This window comes from Methylocystis sp. B8 (assembly GCF_005771425.1).
Taxonomy (GTDB): Bacteria; Pseudomonadota; Alphaproteobacteria; order Rhizobiales; family Beijerinckiaceae; genus Methylocystis.
The window spans coordinates 14,740-29,950 of sequence record NZ_VBTZ01000001.1 but is presented as its reverse complement, the minus strand read 5'-3'; the positions used below and the strand labels follow the sequence as shown (position 1 = coordinate 29,950).

At 61.2% G+C, this 15,211-nt stretch carries 13 protein-coding genes; 1 reads left to right on the top strand and 12 read right to left on the bottom strand.

What is annotated here, in order from left to right:
• Window positions 1-36: 36 nt before the first annotated feature.
• Together typA and epmA are read right to left on the bottom strand one after the other, a co-directional pair.
• Window positions 37-1,857 (bottom strand): translational GTPase TypA, encoded by a 1,821-nt coding sequence (gene typA, locus FEV16_RS00125; RefSeq protein WP_138165591.1) that lies wholly within the window; start codon window positions 1,855-1,857, stop codon window positions 37-39.
• A 392-nt stretch (window positions 1,858-2,249) separates the two neighbouring features.
• The gene (gene epmA / locus FEV16_RS00120) at window positions 2,250-3,293 is read right to left on the bottom strand and encodes an EF-P lysine aminoacylase EpmA (RefSeq protein WP_138165590.1); all 1,044 of its coding nucleotides are present in this window, start codon (window positions 3,291-3,293) and stop codon (window positions 2,250-2,252) included.
• A gap of 97 nt (window positions 3,294-3,390) precedes the next feature.
• Between epmA and efp the strand changes: the two genes are divergently transcribed.
• On the top strand, window positions 3,391-3,960 hold the full coding sequence (efp, locus tag FEV16_RS00115) for an elongation factor P (RefSeq protein WP_138165589.1): 570 nt from the start codon (window positions 3,391-3,393) through the stop codon (window positions 3,958-3,960).
• A 116-nt stretch (window positions 3,961-4,076) separates the two neighbouring features.
• Here the strand turns inward: efp and FEV16_RS00110 are convergent, their stop codons facing one another.
• The 10 genes from FEV16_RS00110 to FEV16_RS00065 all read right to left on the bottom strand — a co-directional run bounded on the left by FEV16_RS00110 (window position 4,077) and on the right by FEV16_RS00065 (window position 15,177).
• Window positions 4,077-4,478: a very short patch repair endonuclease gene (locus tag FEV16_RS00110; protein WP_138165588.1), complete on the bottom strand. Its 402-nt coding sequence runs from the start codon at window positions 4,476-4,478 to the stop codon at window positions 4,077-4,079.
• A gap of 6 nt (window positions 4,479-4,484) precedes the next feature.
• Window positions 4,485-5,342 carry a hypothetical protein gene (locus FEV16_RS00105; RefSeq protein WP_138165587.1) on the bottom strand — a complete coding sequence of 286 codons (858 nt, stop codon included), beginning with the start codon at window positions 5,340-5,342 and terminating at the stop codon, window positions 4,485-4,487.
• The gene (locus FEV16_RS00100; RefSeq protein ID WP_138165586.1) at window positions 5,339-6,565 is read right to left on the bottom strand and encodes a DNA cytosine methyltransferase; all 1,227 of its coding nucleotides are present in this window, start codon (window positions 6,563-6,565) and stop codon (window positions 5,339-5,341) included. Before FEV16_RS00100 ends, FEV16_RS00105 begins: the two co-directional genes overlap by 4 nt.
• Window positions 6,566-6,785: 220 nt before the next feature.
• Window positions 6,786-8,456 (bottom strand): ribonuclease J, encoded by a 1,671-nt coding sequence (locus FEV16_RS00095; protein WP_138165585.1) that lies wholly within the window; start codon window positions 8,454-8,456, stop codon window positions 6,786-6,788.
• Window positions 8,453-9,256 carry a biotin--[acetyl-CoA-carboxylase] ligase gene (locus tag FEV16_RS00090; protein WP_171015110.1) on the bottom strand — a complete coding sequence of 268 codons (804 nt, stop codon included), beginning with the start codon at window positions 9,254-9,256 and terminating at the stop codon, window positions 8,453-8,455. Before FEV16_RS00090 ends, FEV16_RS00095 begins: the two co-directional genes overlap by 4 nt.
• 15 nt (window positions 9,257-9,271) lie before the next feature.
• Window positions 9,272-10,705, bottom strand: a complete 1,434-nt coding sequence (gene nuoN, locus FEV16_RS00085; protein ID WP_138165583.1) for an NADH-quinone oxidoreductase subunit NuoN — start codon at window positions 10,703-10,705, stop codon at window positions 9,272-9,274.
• A gap of 13 nt (window positions 10,706-10,718) precedes the next feature.
• On the bottom strand, window positions 10,719-12,227 hold the full coding sequence (locus FEV16_RS00080) for an NADH-quinone oxidoreductase subunit M (RefSeq protein WP_138165582.1): 1,509 nt from the start codon (window positions 12,225-12,227) through the stop codon (window positions 10,719-10,721).
• Entirely contained in the window at window positions 12,227-14,245 is a 2,019-nt protein-coding gene (gene nuoL / locus FEV16_RS00075) for an NADH-quinone oxidoreductase subunit L (protein ID WP_138165581.1), read from the bottom strand. The genes FEV16_RS00080 and nuoL overlap by 1 nt, the downstream gene beginning before the upstream one ends.
• 7 nt (window positions 14,246-14,252) lie before the next feature.
• Window positions 14,253-14,561: an NADH-quinone oxidoreductase subunit NuoK gene (gene nuoK / locus FEV16_RS00070; protein ID WP_171015128.1), complete on the bottom strand. Its 309-nt coding sequence runs from the start codon at window positions 14,559-14,561 to the stop codon at window positions 14,253-14,255.
• A 13-nt stretch (window positions 14,562-14,574) separates the two neighbouring features.
• A complete protein-coding gene (locus tag FEV16_RS00065; protein WP_138165579.1) occupies window positions 14,575-15,177 on the bottom strand; it encodes an NADH-quinone oxidoreductase subunit J in 603 nt (200 codons plus the stop codon).
• Between the last annotated feature and the right edge of the window lie 34 nt (window positions 15,178-15,211).

Sequence of the window (15,211 nt, the reverse complement as noted above, 5' to 3'; positions counted from 1 at the left end):
CAAAGCGATCGGTCGGGTGCGCGCCGTCCGCACGCCTCACTCCACCAGTGCGGCCTTGCCCTTCGCCTTCTTGCGGTCGTTGGGGTCGAGAAATACCTTGCGCAGGCGGATCGACTTCGGCGTCACTTCGACGCGCTCGTCGTCCTCGATATAGGCAAGCGCCTTCTCTAACGTCATCTGGATCGGCGGCGTCAAGCGCACCGCCTCGTCCTTCGACTGCGTGCGGATATTGGTGAGCTGCTTGCCCTTCAGCACATTGATCTCGAGATCATTGTCGCGCGTGTGCTCGCCGACGATCATGCCGCGATAGACCTTGCAGCCCGGCTCGATCATCATCGGCCCGCGATCTTCCAGCTTCCACATCGCGTAGGCGACGGCCTCGCCCTGATCGTTCGAGATCAGCACGCCGTTGCGGCGTCCCTGAATGTCGCCCCGATAGGGCGCATATTCATGGAACAGCCGGTTCATGATCGCCGTGCCGCGCGTATCGGTCAAAAGCTCGCCCTGATAGCCGATGAGGCCGCGCGTCGGCGCGTAGAAGACGAGCCGCAGGCGATTGCCGCCAGAAGGCTTCATCTCGATCATCTCGGCCTTGCGCTCATTCATCTTCTGCACGACGACGCCGCTATGCTCTTCGTCGACGTCGATGACGACTTCTTCGATCGGCTCGAGGATGTCGCCGTTCTCGTCCTTCTTGTAGACGACCTTCGGACGCGACACGCCAAGCTCAAAACCTTCGCGGCGCATCGTCTCGATGAGGATGCCGAGCTGCAACTCGCCGCGGCCCGAGACGATATAGGCGTCGCCCATCGGCGCATCCTCGACGCGCAGCGCGACATTGCCCTCGGCCTCCTTGAAGAGACGCGCGCGGATCATGCGGCTCGTGACCTTGTCGCCCTCCGTCCCGGCAAGCGGGCTGTCGTTGACGAGGAAGGTCATGGAGAGCGTCGGCGGATCGATCGGCTGCGCCTGCAGCGGCTCGTTCACGTCGAGCGCGCACAGCGTATCAGCGACGTTGAATTTTTCGAGGCCGGCGATGGCGACGATGTCGCCGGCTTCCGCTTCGTCGATCGGCTGGCGCTCAATGCCTCGGAAGGCGAGAATTTTCGACACGCGGCCCTGTTCGACGATCTTGCCGGTGCGGTCCAGCACCTTCACCGGCTGGTTCGGCTTCACCGAGCCGGAGAACACGCGGCCGGTGATGATGCGGCCGAGATAGGGGTTCGCCTCCAAGAGCGTGCCGAGCATACGGAAGCCGCCCTCTTCGACTTTGGGCTCCGGCACATGCTTCAGCACGAGATCAAACAGCGGCGCCATGCCGTCCTGCGGGCCGGTCGGCTCCTCGGCCATCCAGCCCTGCTTGGCGGAGCCGTAGATGATCGGAAAGTCGAGTTGCTCGTCGGTGGCGTCGAGCGCCGCGAAAAGGTCGAAGACCTCGTTGACGACTTCGGTCACGCGCGCGTCGGGCTTATCCACCTTGTTAACGCAGACTATCGGCTTCAGGCCGATCTTCAAGGCCTTGCCGACGACGAATTTCGTCTGCGGCATCGGGCCTTCGGCCGCGTCGACCAGAACGATCGCGCCATCGACCATGGAGAGAATGCGCTCCACCTCGCCGCCGAAATCGGCGTGGCCGGGCGTATCGACGATATTGATGCGCACATCCTTCCAGGCGATCGACGTCGCCTTGGCCATGATGGTGATGCCGCGCTCCTTTTCGAGATCGTTCGAATCCATGACGCGCTCGGCGACGCGCTGGTTCTCACGGAAGGCGCCCGACTGCTGGAGCAGCCGGTCAACGAGCGTGGTCTTGCCATGGTCGACGTGGGCGATGATGGCGATATTGCGCAGCTGCATGGTGAAAGGGCCGGCCCAGGTAAAACAACCGCCTCTGCGGCCGCCGATGGGCGGCCGGAACTAAAAGACGCTGGCTGTTGTTGCGATGCAGCGTCTTCTACCCCAAAGCGGTCGATTTTGGAAGCTAAACTGGCTCCCTCCGGGGAGCGATCGGGTGAAGGGTTTCCTCATCCTGAGGAGGCTTCGAAGAGGCCGTCTCGAAGGACGAGGAAACCCAGTTTCGCGTATTTTTCCTCACCTCGTCCTTCGAGACGCCGCCATCGATCTCGGGCTTGCCCGAGATCGACATTAAATTCGCAAGTCTGGTAGACCCGACTTGCGGGCGGCTCCTCAGGATGAGGGTGAGGAAAAACGATTCTTCACCCGATTCTCCTGGAGCGCTTCGGGGGGATCTACAGCGCCGTTCCGCGCTCGGCCACGGGCGTCCACAGCACCTGTTCGATGCGGTCGGCCCCAGTCGCCAGCATCACCAGTCGGTCGAAGCCAAGCGCGACGCCGCAGGCTGGCGGCATTTCCGCGAGCGCCGCCAAGAAATCCTCGTCGATCGGATAGGTCTCGCCGTAGATGCGAAGCTTTTCCTGCATCCGCGTTTCAAATCGCCGGCGTTGCTCAGCAGCGTCGGTCAGTTCGGCGAATCCATTGGCGAGCTCGACGCCGCAGACATAAAGTTCGAAACGGTCGGCGAAGCGCGGGTCGTCGACGTTGGCGCGGGCCAGCGCCGCCTCGCTTAGCGGATAGTCGGTCAGGATTGTCGGCCGCTCGCGTCCGAGCAGATGCTCGATCTTTTCGGACATGATCTTGCTGAAGAGATCCGACCAGCTGTCATCATGAGCGACGCGTATGCCGTCGCGGTCGGCGGCGCGCGCCAGCCCGTCGCGATCGTCGAGCAGCGCTTCGAGATCGATGCTGGCGTGGGTCGCAAAGGCCTCGCAGACGCTGATGATCTCTGGTTCGGCGAAAGGATCGCAGACCCGATCCCGCCAAGCGAAATCGGTCGCCCCCGCCGCCTTGGCCGCGCTCGTCAGCAGTCCAGCGCAGTCCTCCATAAGCCGCAGGGTTGGCGCGTCGGCGCGATACCACTCCAGCATGGTGAATTCCGGGTGGTGCAGGGCCGAGCGCTCGCGATTTCGAAAGACCCGCGCGAGCGTGAAAATCCGCTCTTCGCCGGCCGCGAGCAGCTTTTTGCAGGAAAACTCCGGGGAAGTATGGAGATAGAGGCGGCTGCGCTCGTCGCCCGAGCCAATCAATACCGTGGGGAAGGCCGAAAGATGGGTTTCGTTGCCACCCGACAGCTGAAGCGCCGCCGTCTCGACCTCGGCAAAGCCCTCCGCCAAAAAGAAGCGCCGAGCCGCGGCCGTGATCACCGTGCGCGCCTTAAGAAAGGGCTTGCGGTCGGCATAGACATCCCGAGCCCACCAGTGTGACGCGCGCGCCATAAGGCCTCCCCACGGGGCTGGGCCCCGGATTGCCGGCGCGCCCGAAATATGGTCTTACCGCCGTTCATAAACCAGGCCGGCAATAAGGGATACCGACGTGAAAGTCATCGCCAGTTCAATTCGCAAAGGCAATATCATCGAGAGAGATGACGGGCAGCTTTATGTCGTCCTGACGGCCGAAAGTTTTTTCCCCGGCAAGGGCACGCCGACGACGCAGATCGACATGCGCCGCCTCTCCGACGGCGTGAAAGTTTCTGACCGCTACAAGACTACCGAGCAGGTGGAGCGCGCCTTCGTCGAGGATCAGGATTTCAGCTATCTCTACAATGACGATGACGGCTATCACTTCATGAATCAGGCGAGCTATGAGCAGGTCGCCGTGTCCGGCGACACGATCGGCGATCAGGCGCAATGGCTGCAGGAGGGCATGGTCTGCATCCTCTCAATGTTCAACGGCGCGCCTGTTGGAATTCAGTTGCCGCCGCGCGTCACGCTGGAGATCGTCGAGACCGAGCCGGCGATGAAAGGCCAGACCGCTTCTTCTTCCTACAAGCCGGCGAAGCTGGCGAATGGCGCGCGCGTCATGGTGCCGCCGCATATTCAGCCCGGCACCCGCGTCGTCATCCAGACCGAGGACGGCGCCTATGTCGAGCGCGCCAAGGATTGAAAGCAACCTGAATCGTCATGCCCGGCCTTGAGCCGAGCATCCACGTTGGGACGACAAACTGCTTTCGTGGATAGCCGGGCCAGGCCCGGCCATGACGGAAAAATCAAGACCGCGACCTATCCTAAGAACGCGCGCAGCTTTTTTTCCACCGCGGCGCGGTCCTTCAATTCGCATTCCCAGATCGTGAGCGCGCGCCAGCCTTGGGCCGCGAGCGCCGTCTGATGCGCGGCGTCGCGCGCGACATTTTTGGCGATCTTCGTGCGCCAGTAGTCGGCGTTGGCCTTGGGCATGCGCGCGCCGCGCGGACAGTCGTGCCCGTGCCAGAAGCAGCCATGAACGAAGATCGCCTGCTTGCGGCCGATGAAGGCGATGTCGGGATTGCCCGGAACGTCCTTGCGATGCAGCCGATAGCCCGGCGCGAACTTTCTTAACATCGTCCGCACGGCGATTTCGGGAGACGTGTCGCGCCCCTTCACCGCGCGCATGATGGCGGAGCGCTGGGCGCGCGTTTCTTTCACCGCGCGCTACCTTCGTTGAATCGGCGTGAATTCTGATTGTTGCACGATATTTCCGCCTCGTCGTACCGTCGTTCTGCGAACGGTATCTGCCCCACGATAAGCGACCTCAAAATCTACATAATTCACCTCATCTGAGGCACCCTTAAAACAGCGATGAAATGCCTCCAGAATCTCGACACTACTTAACGTCTGTGCTGTTGGTGTCGGATTGTTCCGAACCTCGGGAATTGTCGCTGGCAACAGATAGATACAAGGAGGCGGCAACTCAAACTGCGCGATCACCGTTTTTCTCAAAGGATCGCACTCAAGCTTCGGGCATTTGCGACCAAGCGTTCCACAAACCCAGTCCCATACAATGAGTCCATCTACCCGTTTGTTATTTGAAATCATCTCCGCGCTTAGACGGGTATGCAAACCAGACCAAACGTTTCTGCGAGGATCGCCTCCTTGATTGGTGCTGACGCTCCAAACGATCAATTCATTCGCGTGAGCGGGGCGCTCAAATATATTCGTATTGTTTCCATCCAATCCTCCCTTTAGTTCGATGACAGCAGTTTTGCCGCTTGGGAGTTCAACTGTGTAGTCATATCGATTTCGACCGCCCGATGACTCAAAGGATTTTATGAATTTGTTATCTTCCATATAGCTCAAAACACGCCGCACGAATTCTCGTTTCTCGCGCATCGTTGCAGAGAACTGTCCACGGATTCGTTCAATGGAGCCTCGAAACAAACCAGAGTTATAAAAATCGTTTTCCGACAAGCCGTAGTTGGCGAGAAGATGAGCTTTTGTCTTCAGGATTTCTGCAAATTCCTCAATGCGCCGCTTCAGCTCTGGGTTCTTCTTGCATGGCGTAATTGTCATGCTGCATCTCTGCTTTTCTTGACATTTGGAACGAGGAATAAAGGCTTAAGGATATGCTCTGATATGTACTGCACTACCGAAACAACGACGCCGTCACCCGTTAAATGGTAGGCCTCGTTGTAGTTCTCCGGCAAAATGTAATCATCCGGCAGTCCCATCAGCCGCGCCGTCTCGCGCGCCGACATCAATCGCGAGCGCACCCTGCCCTTATTGACTACCAGCACATATTGCCGACTGGAGCCGCCGGCCGGCGTCCGCAAACAGCCGGCGATATTGTCGAAGCGCGCCTCGGCGCGCTGGATTTTTTTGCCATTTTGATAGCGCGTGCGGCGATAGAGCGTTCCAACCATTTTGCGGCCGGCGCGTTTCGCTTCGGCGATTTTTGCGAGATTGACCTCGCTCATCATGGCGATGAGCGCCTTCGTCTCGGCGCCGCTGTGCCAGTCGACATCAGTCGGAGCGTCTTCGATTATGTCGATCAACGATGTGTTGCGCGGCGACGGCGACGGCAGATTCCACCAGAGCCAGCTATTGCGTAACGCTATCGGTAAAGTCTTGTGGGCAGAAACAAGCGCGCGTGTGTGAAAGAGTTCATCGCCGTCATTGCGAGGAGCGAAGCGACGAAGCAATCCAGGTCCACCTTCATGGCTCTGGATTGCTTCGCTTCGCTCGCAATGACGGAGGAGAGACTCGGGAAGAATCACATCCTCCCCCGTCGCGATAATGAATAACCGCGGACGCGATTGCGGAACGAACAGCGACGCATCGATGACCAGCGCGCCGAATCTGTAGCCCTCGAGCGCCAACGCCTCGCAGATTTTCACAAAATCCTTGCCGCCGTGAGAGGTGAGCGCGCCGCAGACATTTTCGAGAACGATGAGCGACGGCGCGCGTCCCTCTTTGCGCAGCGCCTTCATCAAATCCCAGAACGGCCAGAACGTCCCCGATCTTTCGCCTTTTAGGCCCGCGCCGGCGCCAGCGAGCGACAGGTCCTGACAGGGGAAGGACGCCCAGACAAGATCGGCCTGGCCCGGCAATTGTGCTGTGGATATCTCGCGCACGTCGCCGACGTGCAGCTCTTCGCCGCCCCAATTGGCGCGGTAGCTCTCAGCTTTCTTGCGATCGAAATCATTGGCGAAAAGACAGCGCCAGCCGCCGCCAAGCCCGGCGCGGGCCATGCCGCCGCCGGCGAAGAATTCATAGTAGCTGGGCTTATCGGCCATGTCCGCGATTCGTCTCGTTAGGCGAGCATAACGCGGAAGCGATCGGCGGCGAAAGCTGGGTAAGCCGAACGTAAGTTGGAAAGGCGCTCTCCCTCCCCTTGACGGGGAGGGTCGAACTGCGAAGCAGTTCGGGGTGGGGTGAATACTGTGAGATGCTGGCGCATCCCCCCACCCGCGCCGCTAGCGGCGCGACCTCCCCGCAAGGGGGAGGTATGACGCGCTACGTCGCGACGACCATCACATGCACCGTGGGCTTCTTGCCCCAGACCGACGAGACGGCCCCGCGAACGGCGCGTTCGATCGCGGTTGACACCGCATCCGCGTCGCGGCGTCGCGGGCGCGACAACCCGTCGAATGCGGCGAAGAGCGCCTCATCGATGACTTCGCCCATGTCTTCGCCGAATTTGCCGCGCTTTGGCACCCCGGAGAAAACGACATCCGGATCGCCGACAAGTTCGCCCTTGCGGTCAACGGCCAGCGCGATGGAAATAACGCCGGCGAAAGAAAGGCGCGCGCGGTCGCGCACGGCGCCATCATCTTCGGTGATGACGACATCGCCATCCTTGTAAAGGCGCCCATGCGGCGCCTCGCCGATCACGCTCGGTGCGCCCGGCGCCAGCCGCACGATGTTTCCATTGCGCGCCGAGACGACCTGCGACACGCCATGCGTCTTGGCGAAGGCCACATGCTCTGTCAGATGATGCGCCTCGCCATGCGCCGGCACCGCGATCTGTGGCCGGACCCATTCGTACATTTGCGCGACCTCGCCGCGGCGCGGATGGCCTGAGCAATGCACGAGGTGGTCGTGGTCGGTGATGACCTCGACGCCGATATCGCAAAGATTGTTGATGACGCGAAAAACGTCGCGCGCATTTCCCGGGATGACGCGCGAAGAAAAGATCACCCGATCGCCGGCGACGAGCTTAAGGGCTGGGTGATCATTCGCTGCGGCGCGGGCCATCGCGGCGCGCGTTTCGCCCTGGCTGCCGGTCGCGATGACCACTGTCTTGTCGCGCGGCAGCGTCGGCAGCAATTCCGGCGCGTGAAATCCGGGGAGCCCATCGAGATAGCCGCAATCCCGCGCAACCTGAATGGCGCGATCCATCGCCCTCCCCGCAACGACGACGGTGCGACCGCAGGCATGCGCCGCCTCAGCGATGGCGCGCAGCCGCGCGACATTGGAAGCGAAGGTCGTCACCAGCACGCGGCCCGGCGCTTCGGCGATCAGCGTGCGCAGCGTGCGCGCGACATCGGCTTCCGAGAAACTGTCGCCCTCGCGCAGAATGTTGGTCGAATCGCAAATGAGAGCCGCGACGCCTTCATCGCCGAGCGCCCGGAGCCGCGCTTCGTCAATGCGCGTTCCAACTCCAGGCTCCGGATCGATCTTCCAGTCGCCGGTGTGGATCAGCAGGCCAAGCGGCGTACGGATCGCGAGGGCATTGGCTTCGGGAATCGAATGCGCGACGGCGACATATTCAACTTGAAATGGATCGAGATCGAGCTTCGCGCCGGCGTGCGTCAAGGCGATGTCGATCTTCGGCGCGCCGGGTTCGTTGAGCCGCCGCACTTCGAGCAGCCCCGCAGCGAAAGGCGTGGCGAAGACCTTGCAGTTGAGCCGGGGCCACAATGTCGCGAGACCGCCGATATGATCCTCATGCGCGTGAGTGATGCAGATGCCGACGAGATCGCGCGCGATCTTTTCGACGAAGGCAATATCGGGAAAGACAAGGTCGACGCCGGGAAGCTCCGGCCCAGGAAATCCGAGACCGCAATCCACCATCAGCCATTTGCGCTTCTGCGGCGGCCCGCAGCCGTAAAGCGCCATATTCATGCCGATTTCGCCCAAGCCGCCGAGCGGCAGGAACACGAGGTCGGTTTCCGGCGTCGTCATGCGACGCCTCCCGCCGCGGTCTGCCGCGGCCCGAGCGACACGTCGCCAGCCTCGATGACCCGCTCGCCCTCACGCGTCGCCAGCACGAGCCGGCCCGTCGCATCGAGCGTCTCGAAGCGTCCCTCGACGGTCTCGCGCGGAAGCTCGACGCGGATGTTGGCGCCGAGATAGGCGGCATCCTTGAGCCATGCGTCGCGAATGCGCGCGAAGCCCTCGCCCCCGGCCCAGAGATCGAGCGTTTCGACAAGCGCGTCGGAAAGATGCGTGAAAAGTTTCGCCGCGTTGGGCGCGTTTGGCCCGATTGACGTCAGCGCGCGCGCCTCAAAGGGCAGATCGCGCGGCGCTTCAACGCAATTGACGCCGATGCCGATGATCGCAACCGAGGCGCGTGGCGCACGCGCATCGCCAGTCGGCGCGCCGACATTCTCGAGCAATATTCCGCCGAGCTTGGCGCCGTCGAGCAGGAGATCATTGGGCCATTTCAGCGCAAAGCGGGCGGCCTCGCCCATCGCTGCGCGCAAAGCGCGCAGCGCCGCGACGCCCGCGACGAAGCCAAGCTGCGGCGCGATGGCGGTCTCGCCGAAATCGCTCAGAACAAAGCTTGCATGAAGATTGTCAGCGGGCGAAATCCATTCACGCCCAAGTCGGCCGTGGCCGCGGGTCTGCCGCGCGGCGACGACCCAAAGAGGCCCACGTTCGCCCGCCTCGATCAGGCGGCGGGCTTCGTCATTCGTTGAATCGACGCTCTCCAGCGCGAGGAGGCGCACGCCGCGGGCGCGCGCCAATAATCCCAACTCCACGCGCAGATTTCCTTCCTAGAAAAGCGATTTGGCCGCCGCTGCCGCCGCATCCATGACCGGCGTGGGATAGACCCAAAATCCAAGCAGCGCCAGAGTCGAGACGGCGAGCACGGCGCGCACCGCCATCGGCGCGCGATCAAAAGCCGGCGCCGGCTCGTCAAAATACATGACCTTGACGACCCGCAAATAGTAGTAGGCTGCAACCGCGCTCGCCAAAACGCCGATCACCGCAAGGCCGAAGAGCCCGGCGTCGACTGCGGCGAGAAGCACGTAATATTTGGCGAAAAAGCCCGCGAGCGGCGGAATGCCGGCAAGCGAGAACATCAGCATCGCCAGGAAGAAAGCCATCCAACCGTTGGTGCGCGACAGGCCGGCGAGATCGGAAACATTCTCGACATACCGGCCCTGGACGCGCATGGCGAGAATGGCGGCGAACGTCCCAAGCGTCATGATGAGATAGATCGTCAGATAGATCGCGACGCCGCGCACGCCGGCCTCATCGCCAGCGGCGAGACCAATCAGCGCAAAGCCCATGTGGCCGATGGAGGAATAGGCCATCAGCCGCTTGATGTTCTCCTGCCCGATCGCGGCGAAGGAGCCAAGCAGCATCGACGCGATGGAAATGAAGACAACGATCTGACGCCATTGATCCTTCACGCCAGGGAAAGCGGTGACGACGATGCGTGCGGTGATCGCCACCGCCGCCATTTTCGCGGCCGAAGCGAAGAAGGCGGTGACCGGAGTCGGCGCGCCCTGATAAACGTCGGGCGTCCACATATGGAAAGGCGCCGCCGACATTTTGAAGGCGAGCGCCGCCAGAACAAAGACAAGCCCAAAGATCACGCCGATCGGCGCCGAGGTCGAAACGACTGCGGCGATTCCGGCGAAGGATACTGTACCCGCGAAGCCATAGAGCAGCGACGCGCCATAAAGCATCATGCCAGAAGAAAGCGCGCCGAGGACGAAATACTTCAGGCCCGCTTCCGACGATTGTCCATCGTCGCGCGCAAAGGCGGCCATCACGTAGAGCGCGAGCGACATCAGCTCGAGGCCGAGATAGAGCGCGATAAGATTATCCGCCGAAATCAGCAGCAGCATGCCGAGAGTCGAAAGGATAATCAGCACCGGATATTCGAATTTCTCGAGTCCGCTGCGCTGCAGCCAGTCGACCGACATCAAAATAGACGCGATCGCGCCAATGAGGGTCAGCGCCTTCATGAAACGCGAAAAACCGTCGTCGATGTAGGCGCCATCGAAAACGCTCGTGTCGGGCGTGCTCGACAACGCAATCGCGACCAGAGCGAGAGCCAAAATGCCGACCGCCATTTCGTCGACGAGGCCGAACCCGCGTTCGCCGCGCCAAGCGCCGATCAGGATGAGAACCATCACGCCGACCGCGAGAATGGTCTCGGGTAGAAAATGATGCGCGAGTTGAACGAAGAAGGGCATCGTCAGCGATCCATCAATGTCCGGCGGCCGCGAGCTTAATCGCGTCGATGAGCGCCGTATGGGTCTGGATGAGATTATCGACCGAAGCCTGCGTCGCGCTCAGAATCGGCTGCGGCTGCACGCCGTAGTAGATCGTGATCAGCACGAGCGGCGCGAAGATCGCAATCTCGCGCGGCGTCAGATCGGTGATGCTCTTAAGGCTCGCCTTCTCCAAGGCGCCGAAGATCACGCGGCGATAGAGATAAAGCGCGTAAGCCGCAGACAAGACGACGCCGCTCGTCGCGATCAGCGCGACCCAGCTATTCGCCTGGAACGCTCCAGTCAGCGACAGGAATTCGCCGATGAAGCCCGTCGTTCCAGGCAAGCCGACATTGGCCATGGTGAACAACATGAAGACGAAGGCGTAGATCGGCATGCGGTTCACGAGGCCGCCATAGGCCGCGATCTCGCGCGTATGCATGCGATCGTAGATGACGCCGACGCAAAGGAACAGCGCGCCGGAGACAAAGCCGTGCGAGATCATCTGGAAGATCGCGCCCTGCATGCCCTGGGCATTGAGCGTGAAGAGCCCCATCGTGACGTAGCCCATATGCGCCACAGACGAATAGGCGATGAGCTTCTTGATGTCTTCCTGAACCAGCGCAACGAGCGAAGTATAGACGATCGCGATCACCGAAAGCGCGTAAACGAACGGCGCGAAATAGGTCGAAGCGTCCGGAAACATCGGCAGCGAGAAGCGAATAAAGCCATAGCCGCCCATCTTCAGGAGAATCGCCGCAAGGATCACGGAACCGGCAGTCGGCGCTTCAACATGCGCGTCAGGGAGCCAGGTGTGCACCGGCCACATCGGCATCTTCACAGCGAAGGACGCGAAGAAGGCGAGCCAGAGCCAAGTCTGCATCTCCTTGGGGAAGTCCGTCTTCAGCAGCACGGCGATGTCGGTCGTGCCCGCCTTGCCATACATGGCGAGGATGGCGACCAGCATGAGAAGCGAGCCGACGAGCGTATAGAGAAAGAACTTGAAGCTCGCATAGACGCGCCGCTTGCCGCCCCAGATGCCGATGATGAGGAACATCGGAATAAGGCCGCCCTCGAAGAAGAGATAGAACAGCACGAGGTCGAGCGCGCAGAAGACGCCGACCATCAGCGTCTCAAGCACGAGGAAGGCGATCATATATTCCTTGACGCGCTTCTCGACCGATTCCCATGAAGCGAGAATGGCGAAGGGCATCAGGAAGGTCGTCAGCAGAACGAAGGGCATCGAAAAGCCGTCGACGCCCATCTTGTAGACGAGGCCGGAACCCAGCCAGTTTTTCTCCTCGACGAACTGGAACGCCGCGCTTGCCGTATCGAACCTCGACCAGACGACAAGCGACAACACGAAGGTCGCGATCGTGGTCGCAAGCGTCGCCCAGCGGATATTTTTCAGACTCGTTTCATCGTCGCCCTTCTGCGTGAGCAGGAAGGCGACGCCGACGAGCGGCAGAAAAGTGACCCCGGAGAGAATGCCGAAACCGAACATCAGCGCAGCCCTCCGGCGACGAAATAAGTGACGACGGCGGCGACGCCGATGAGCATGGCGAAGGCGTAGTGATAGACGTAGCCGGTCTGCAAACGCACCGCGAGTCGCGCGCCATCGGCCACTCGCGCGGCGACTCCATCAGGCCCCAGGCCGTCAATGATCGCGCCGTCGCCGCCCTTCCAGAACAGCCGGCCAATGGCGAAAGCCGGACGAACGAACAGGAAGTCGTAGAGCTCGTCAAAATACCATTTGTTGAGCAGGAACTGGTAAAGGCGCGGGAAGATCCTCGCCAGCGCCTGCGCGGTGCCGGGCTTCAGCACATAGACGTAGAGCGACACGAGGAAGCCCAAAACCATCATCGCGGTCGGCGCGAAGCCCGCCCAAGCGGGGATGGCGTGCATCTCATGCAGGATCTCATTGTGTTCGCCGGTAAAGAGCGCGCCCTTCCAGAATTCGTCATAGGCGTGACCGGCGAAATCAGGCTCAAAGACATAGCCCGCGCCTAACGCGCCGATGGCGAGCACCGCCAGCGGAATGAGCATCACAAGCGGCGATTCATGCGGCGCATGATGGCCGTGATCGTCGTGTCCGTGATCGTCATGCCCGTGAGCATGGTCATCGGTCGACGGTTCGTCGTGCGAATGATTGACCGCGACGGAATGGGCCGGGCGATGGCCGAAGAAGGTCATGAAGACCAGACGCCAGGAATAGTATGAGGTCAGTCCGGCGGCGACGACGGTCGCGACAAAGCCGATCATCGCCGTCGTGCGATGCTCGCCAGCGGCAAAGGCCGCTTCGATGATGCCGTCCTTGGAGAAATAGCCCGCCGTGAACGGGAAACCGGTCAGCGCTAGCGTGCCGATGGTCATCATCGCGAAGGTGAAGGGGATGTCTTTGCGCAGACCGCCCATGTTACGCATGTCCTGCTCGTGATGCATCGCATGGATGACCGAGCCCGCGCCAAGAAACAGCAGCGCCTTAAAGAAGGCATGGGTGAAGAGATGGAAGATGCCGAGCGAGTAAGCGCCGACGCCTTCCGCGACGAACATGTATCCGAGCTGCGAACAGGTCGAATAGGCGATGACGCGCTTGATGTCATTTTGGACAAGACCGACCGTCGCGGCGAAAAAGGCGGTCACCGCGCCGATGATGGTGACGAATTCGAGCGCAGTAGGCGCATATTCGAAGATCGGCGAAAGCCGCGCGACCATGAACACGCCGGCGGTCACCATCGTCGCCGCATGGATGAGCGCGGAGACCGGCGTCGGGCCCTCCATCGCGTCCGGCAACCATGTGTGCAGGAAGAACTGCGCCGACTTGCCCATGGCGCCGACGAAGAGAAGCAGGGCCGCCATCGTCAGCGCGTCGACATCCATGCCGAAGACATGGATGGTCTTGCCGGCGAGGCCGGGGACGGCGGCGAAGACCTCCTCAAAACCAAGCGACTTGGTGAGCTGGAAGACGAGGAAAATCCCGAGCGCAAAGCCGAAGTCGCCGACGCGGTTGACGACAAACGCCTTGATCGCCGCGGCGTTCGCCGAGGGCTTTTGATACCAGAAGCCGATCAGCAGATAAGAGGCGAGGCCGACGCCCTCCCAGCCGAAGAACATCTGCACCAGATTATCGGCCGTCACCAGCATCAACATGGCGAAGGTAAAGAGCGACAGATAGGCGAAGAAACGCGGACGATCCGGATCCTCGTGCATGTAACCAATCGAGTAAAGATGCACGAGGCTCGACACCGTATTGACGACGACGAGCATCACTGCCGTCAGCGTGTCGACCCGAAGCGCCCAATCGATCTTGAGCGCGCCAACGGTCATCCAATTGCCGACGATCGGCGCATAGCCATGATCGTGACCAAGCGCGACGTCGAAGAAGACGATCCACGACAGGACGGCGCAGACCATCAAGAGGCCCGTCGTGACGAGTTCCGACGCGCGCGCGCCGATCCAGGGTCCAAGCGCCCCTGCAATCAGAAAGCCGACAAGCGGAAGAAAGACGATGGCGTAAATCATCCTGGGGTCAGCCCTTCAAGGAATTGATGTCTTCAACCGCGATCGTGCCGCGGTTGCGATAGAAGGCGACGAGGATGGCGAGGCCGATCGCCGCCTCCGCCGCCGCCACGGTGAGCACGAAGAGCGCGAACACCTGACCGGTGAGATCGCCAAGCGACTGCGAGAAGGCGACGAAGTTTAGATTGACCGAAAGCAGAATCAGCTCAACCGACATCAGGATGACGATGATGTTCTTGCGGTTCAGGATGATGCCGGCGACGCCGAGCGTGAACAGGATCGCCGCGACGACGAGGTAATGCGTAAGGCCGATGGTCAGCATGGGGTCCTCGTTAGACGCCGGTCCGGAACGGAACTTTTTTGATCTCGATCACATTCTCGCGCGTGCGCGCATTCTGCTCCTCGATCTTCTGCCGCTTGATGTTGGGCTTGTGATGGAGCGTGAGCACGATGGCGCCGATCATGGCGGTAAGCAGCACGAGCGCCGAGGCCTGAAAGAAGATCACATATTTCGTGTAAAGGATCTGGCCGAGCGCCGCAGTGTTGCTCATTTGCGGTATGAGCGGGTTTGCAACGGCGTCGGCGGCCGAGGGCGCCGAACGCCACCCGATCGCCACCATGCCCAATTCAGCGAGCACGACGACGCCAACCCCGACGCCAACCGGAAGATATTTGATGAAGCCCTGCTTCAATTCGGCGAAGTCGACGTCGAGCATCATGACGACGAACAGGAACAACACGGCGACCGCGCCGACATAGACGACGATGAGGATCATCGCCAAGAACTCGGCGCCGGCAAGCAAAAACAGTCCGGCGCCGTTGCAGAAGGCGAGGATGAGAAAGAGCACGGAGTGCACCGGGTTGCGCGCGAAGATCACGACGCCGGCCGAGGCGATCATAATCGTCGCGAATAGGTAGAAAAATACGGCCGCCACGTCCTTATCCTCTTCTCATGAGCGCGCGACGCAT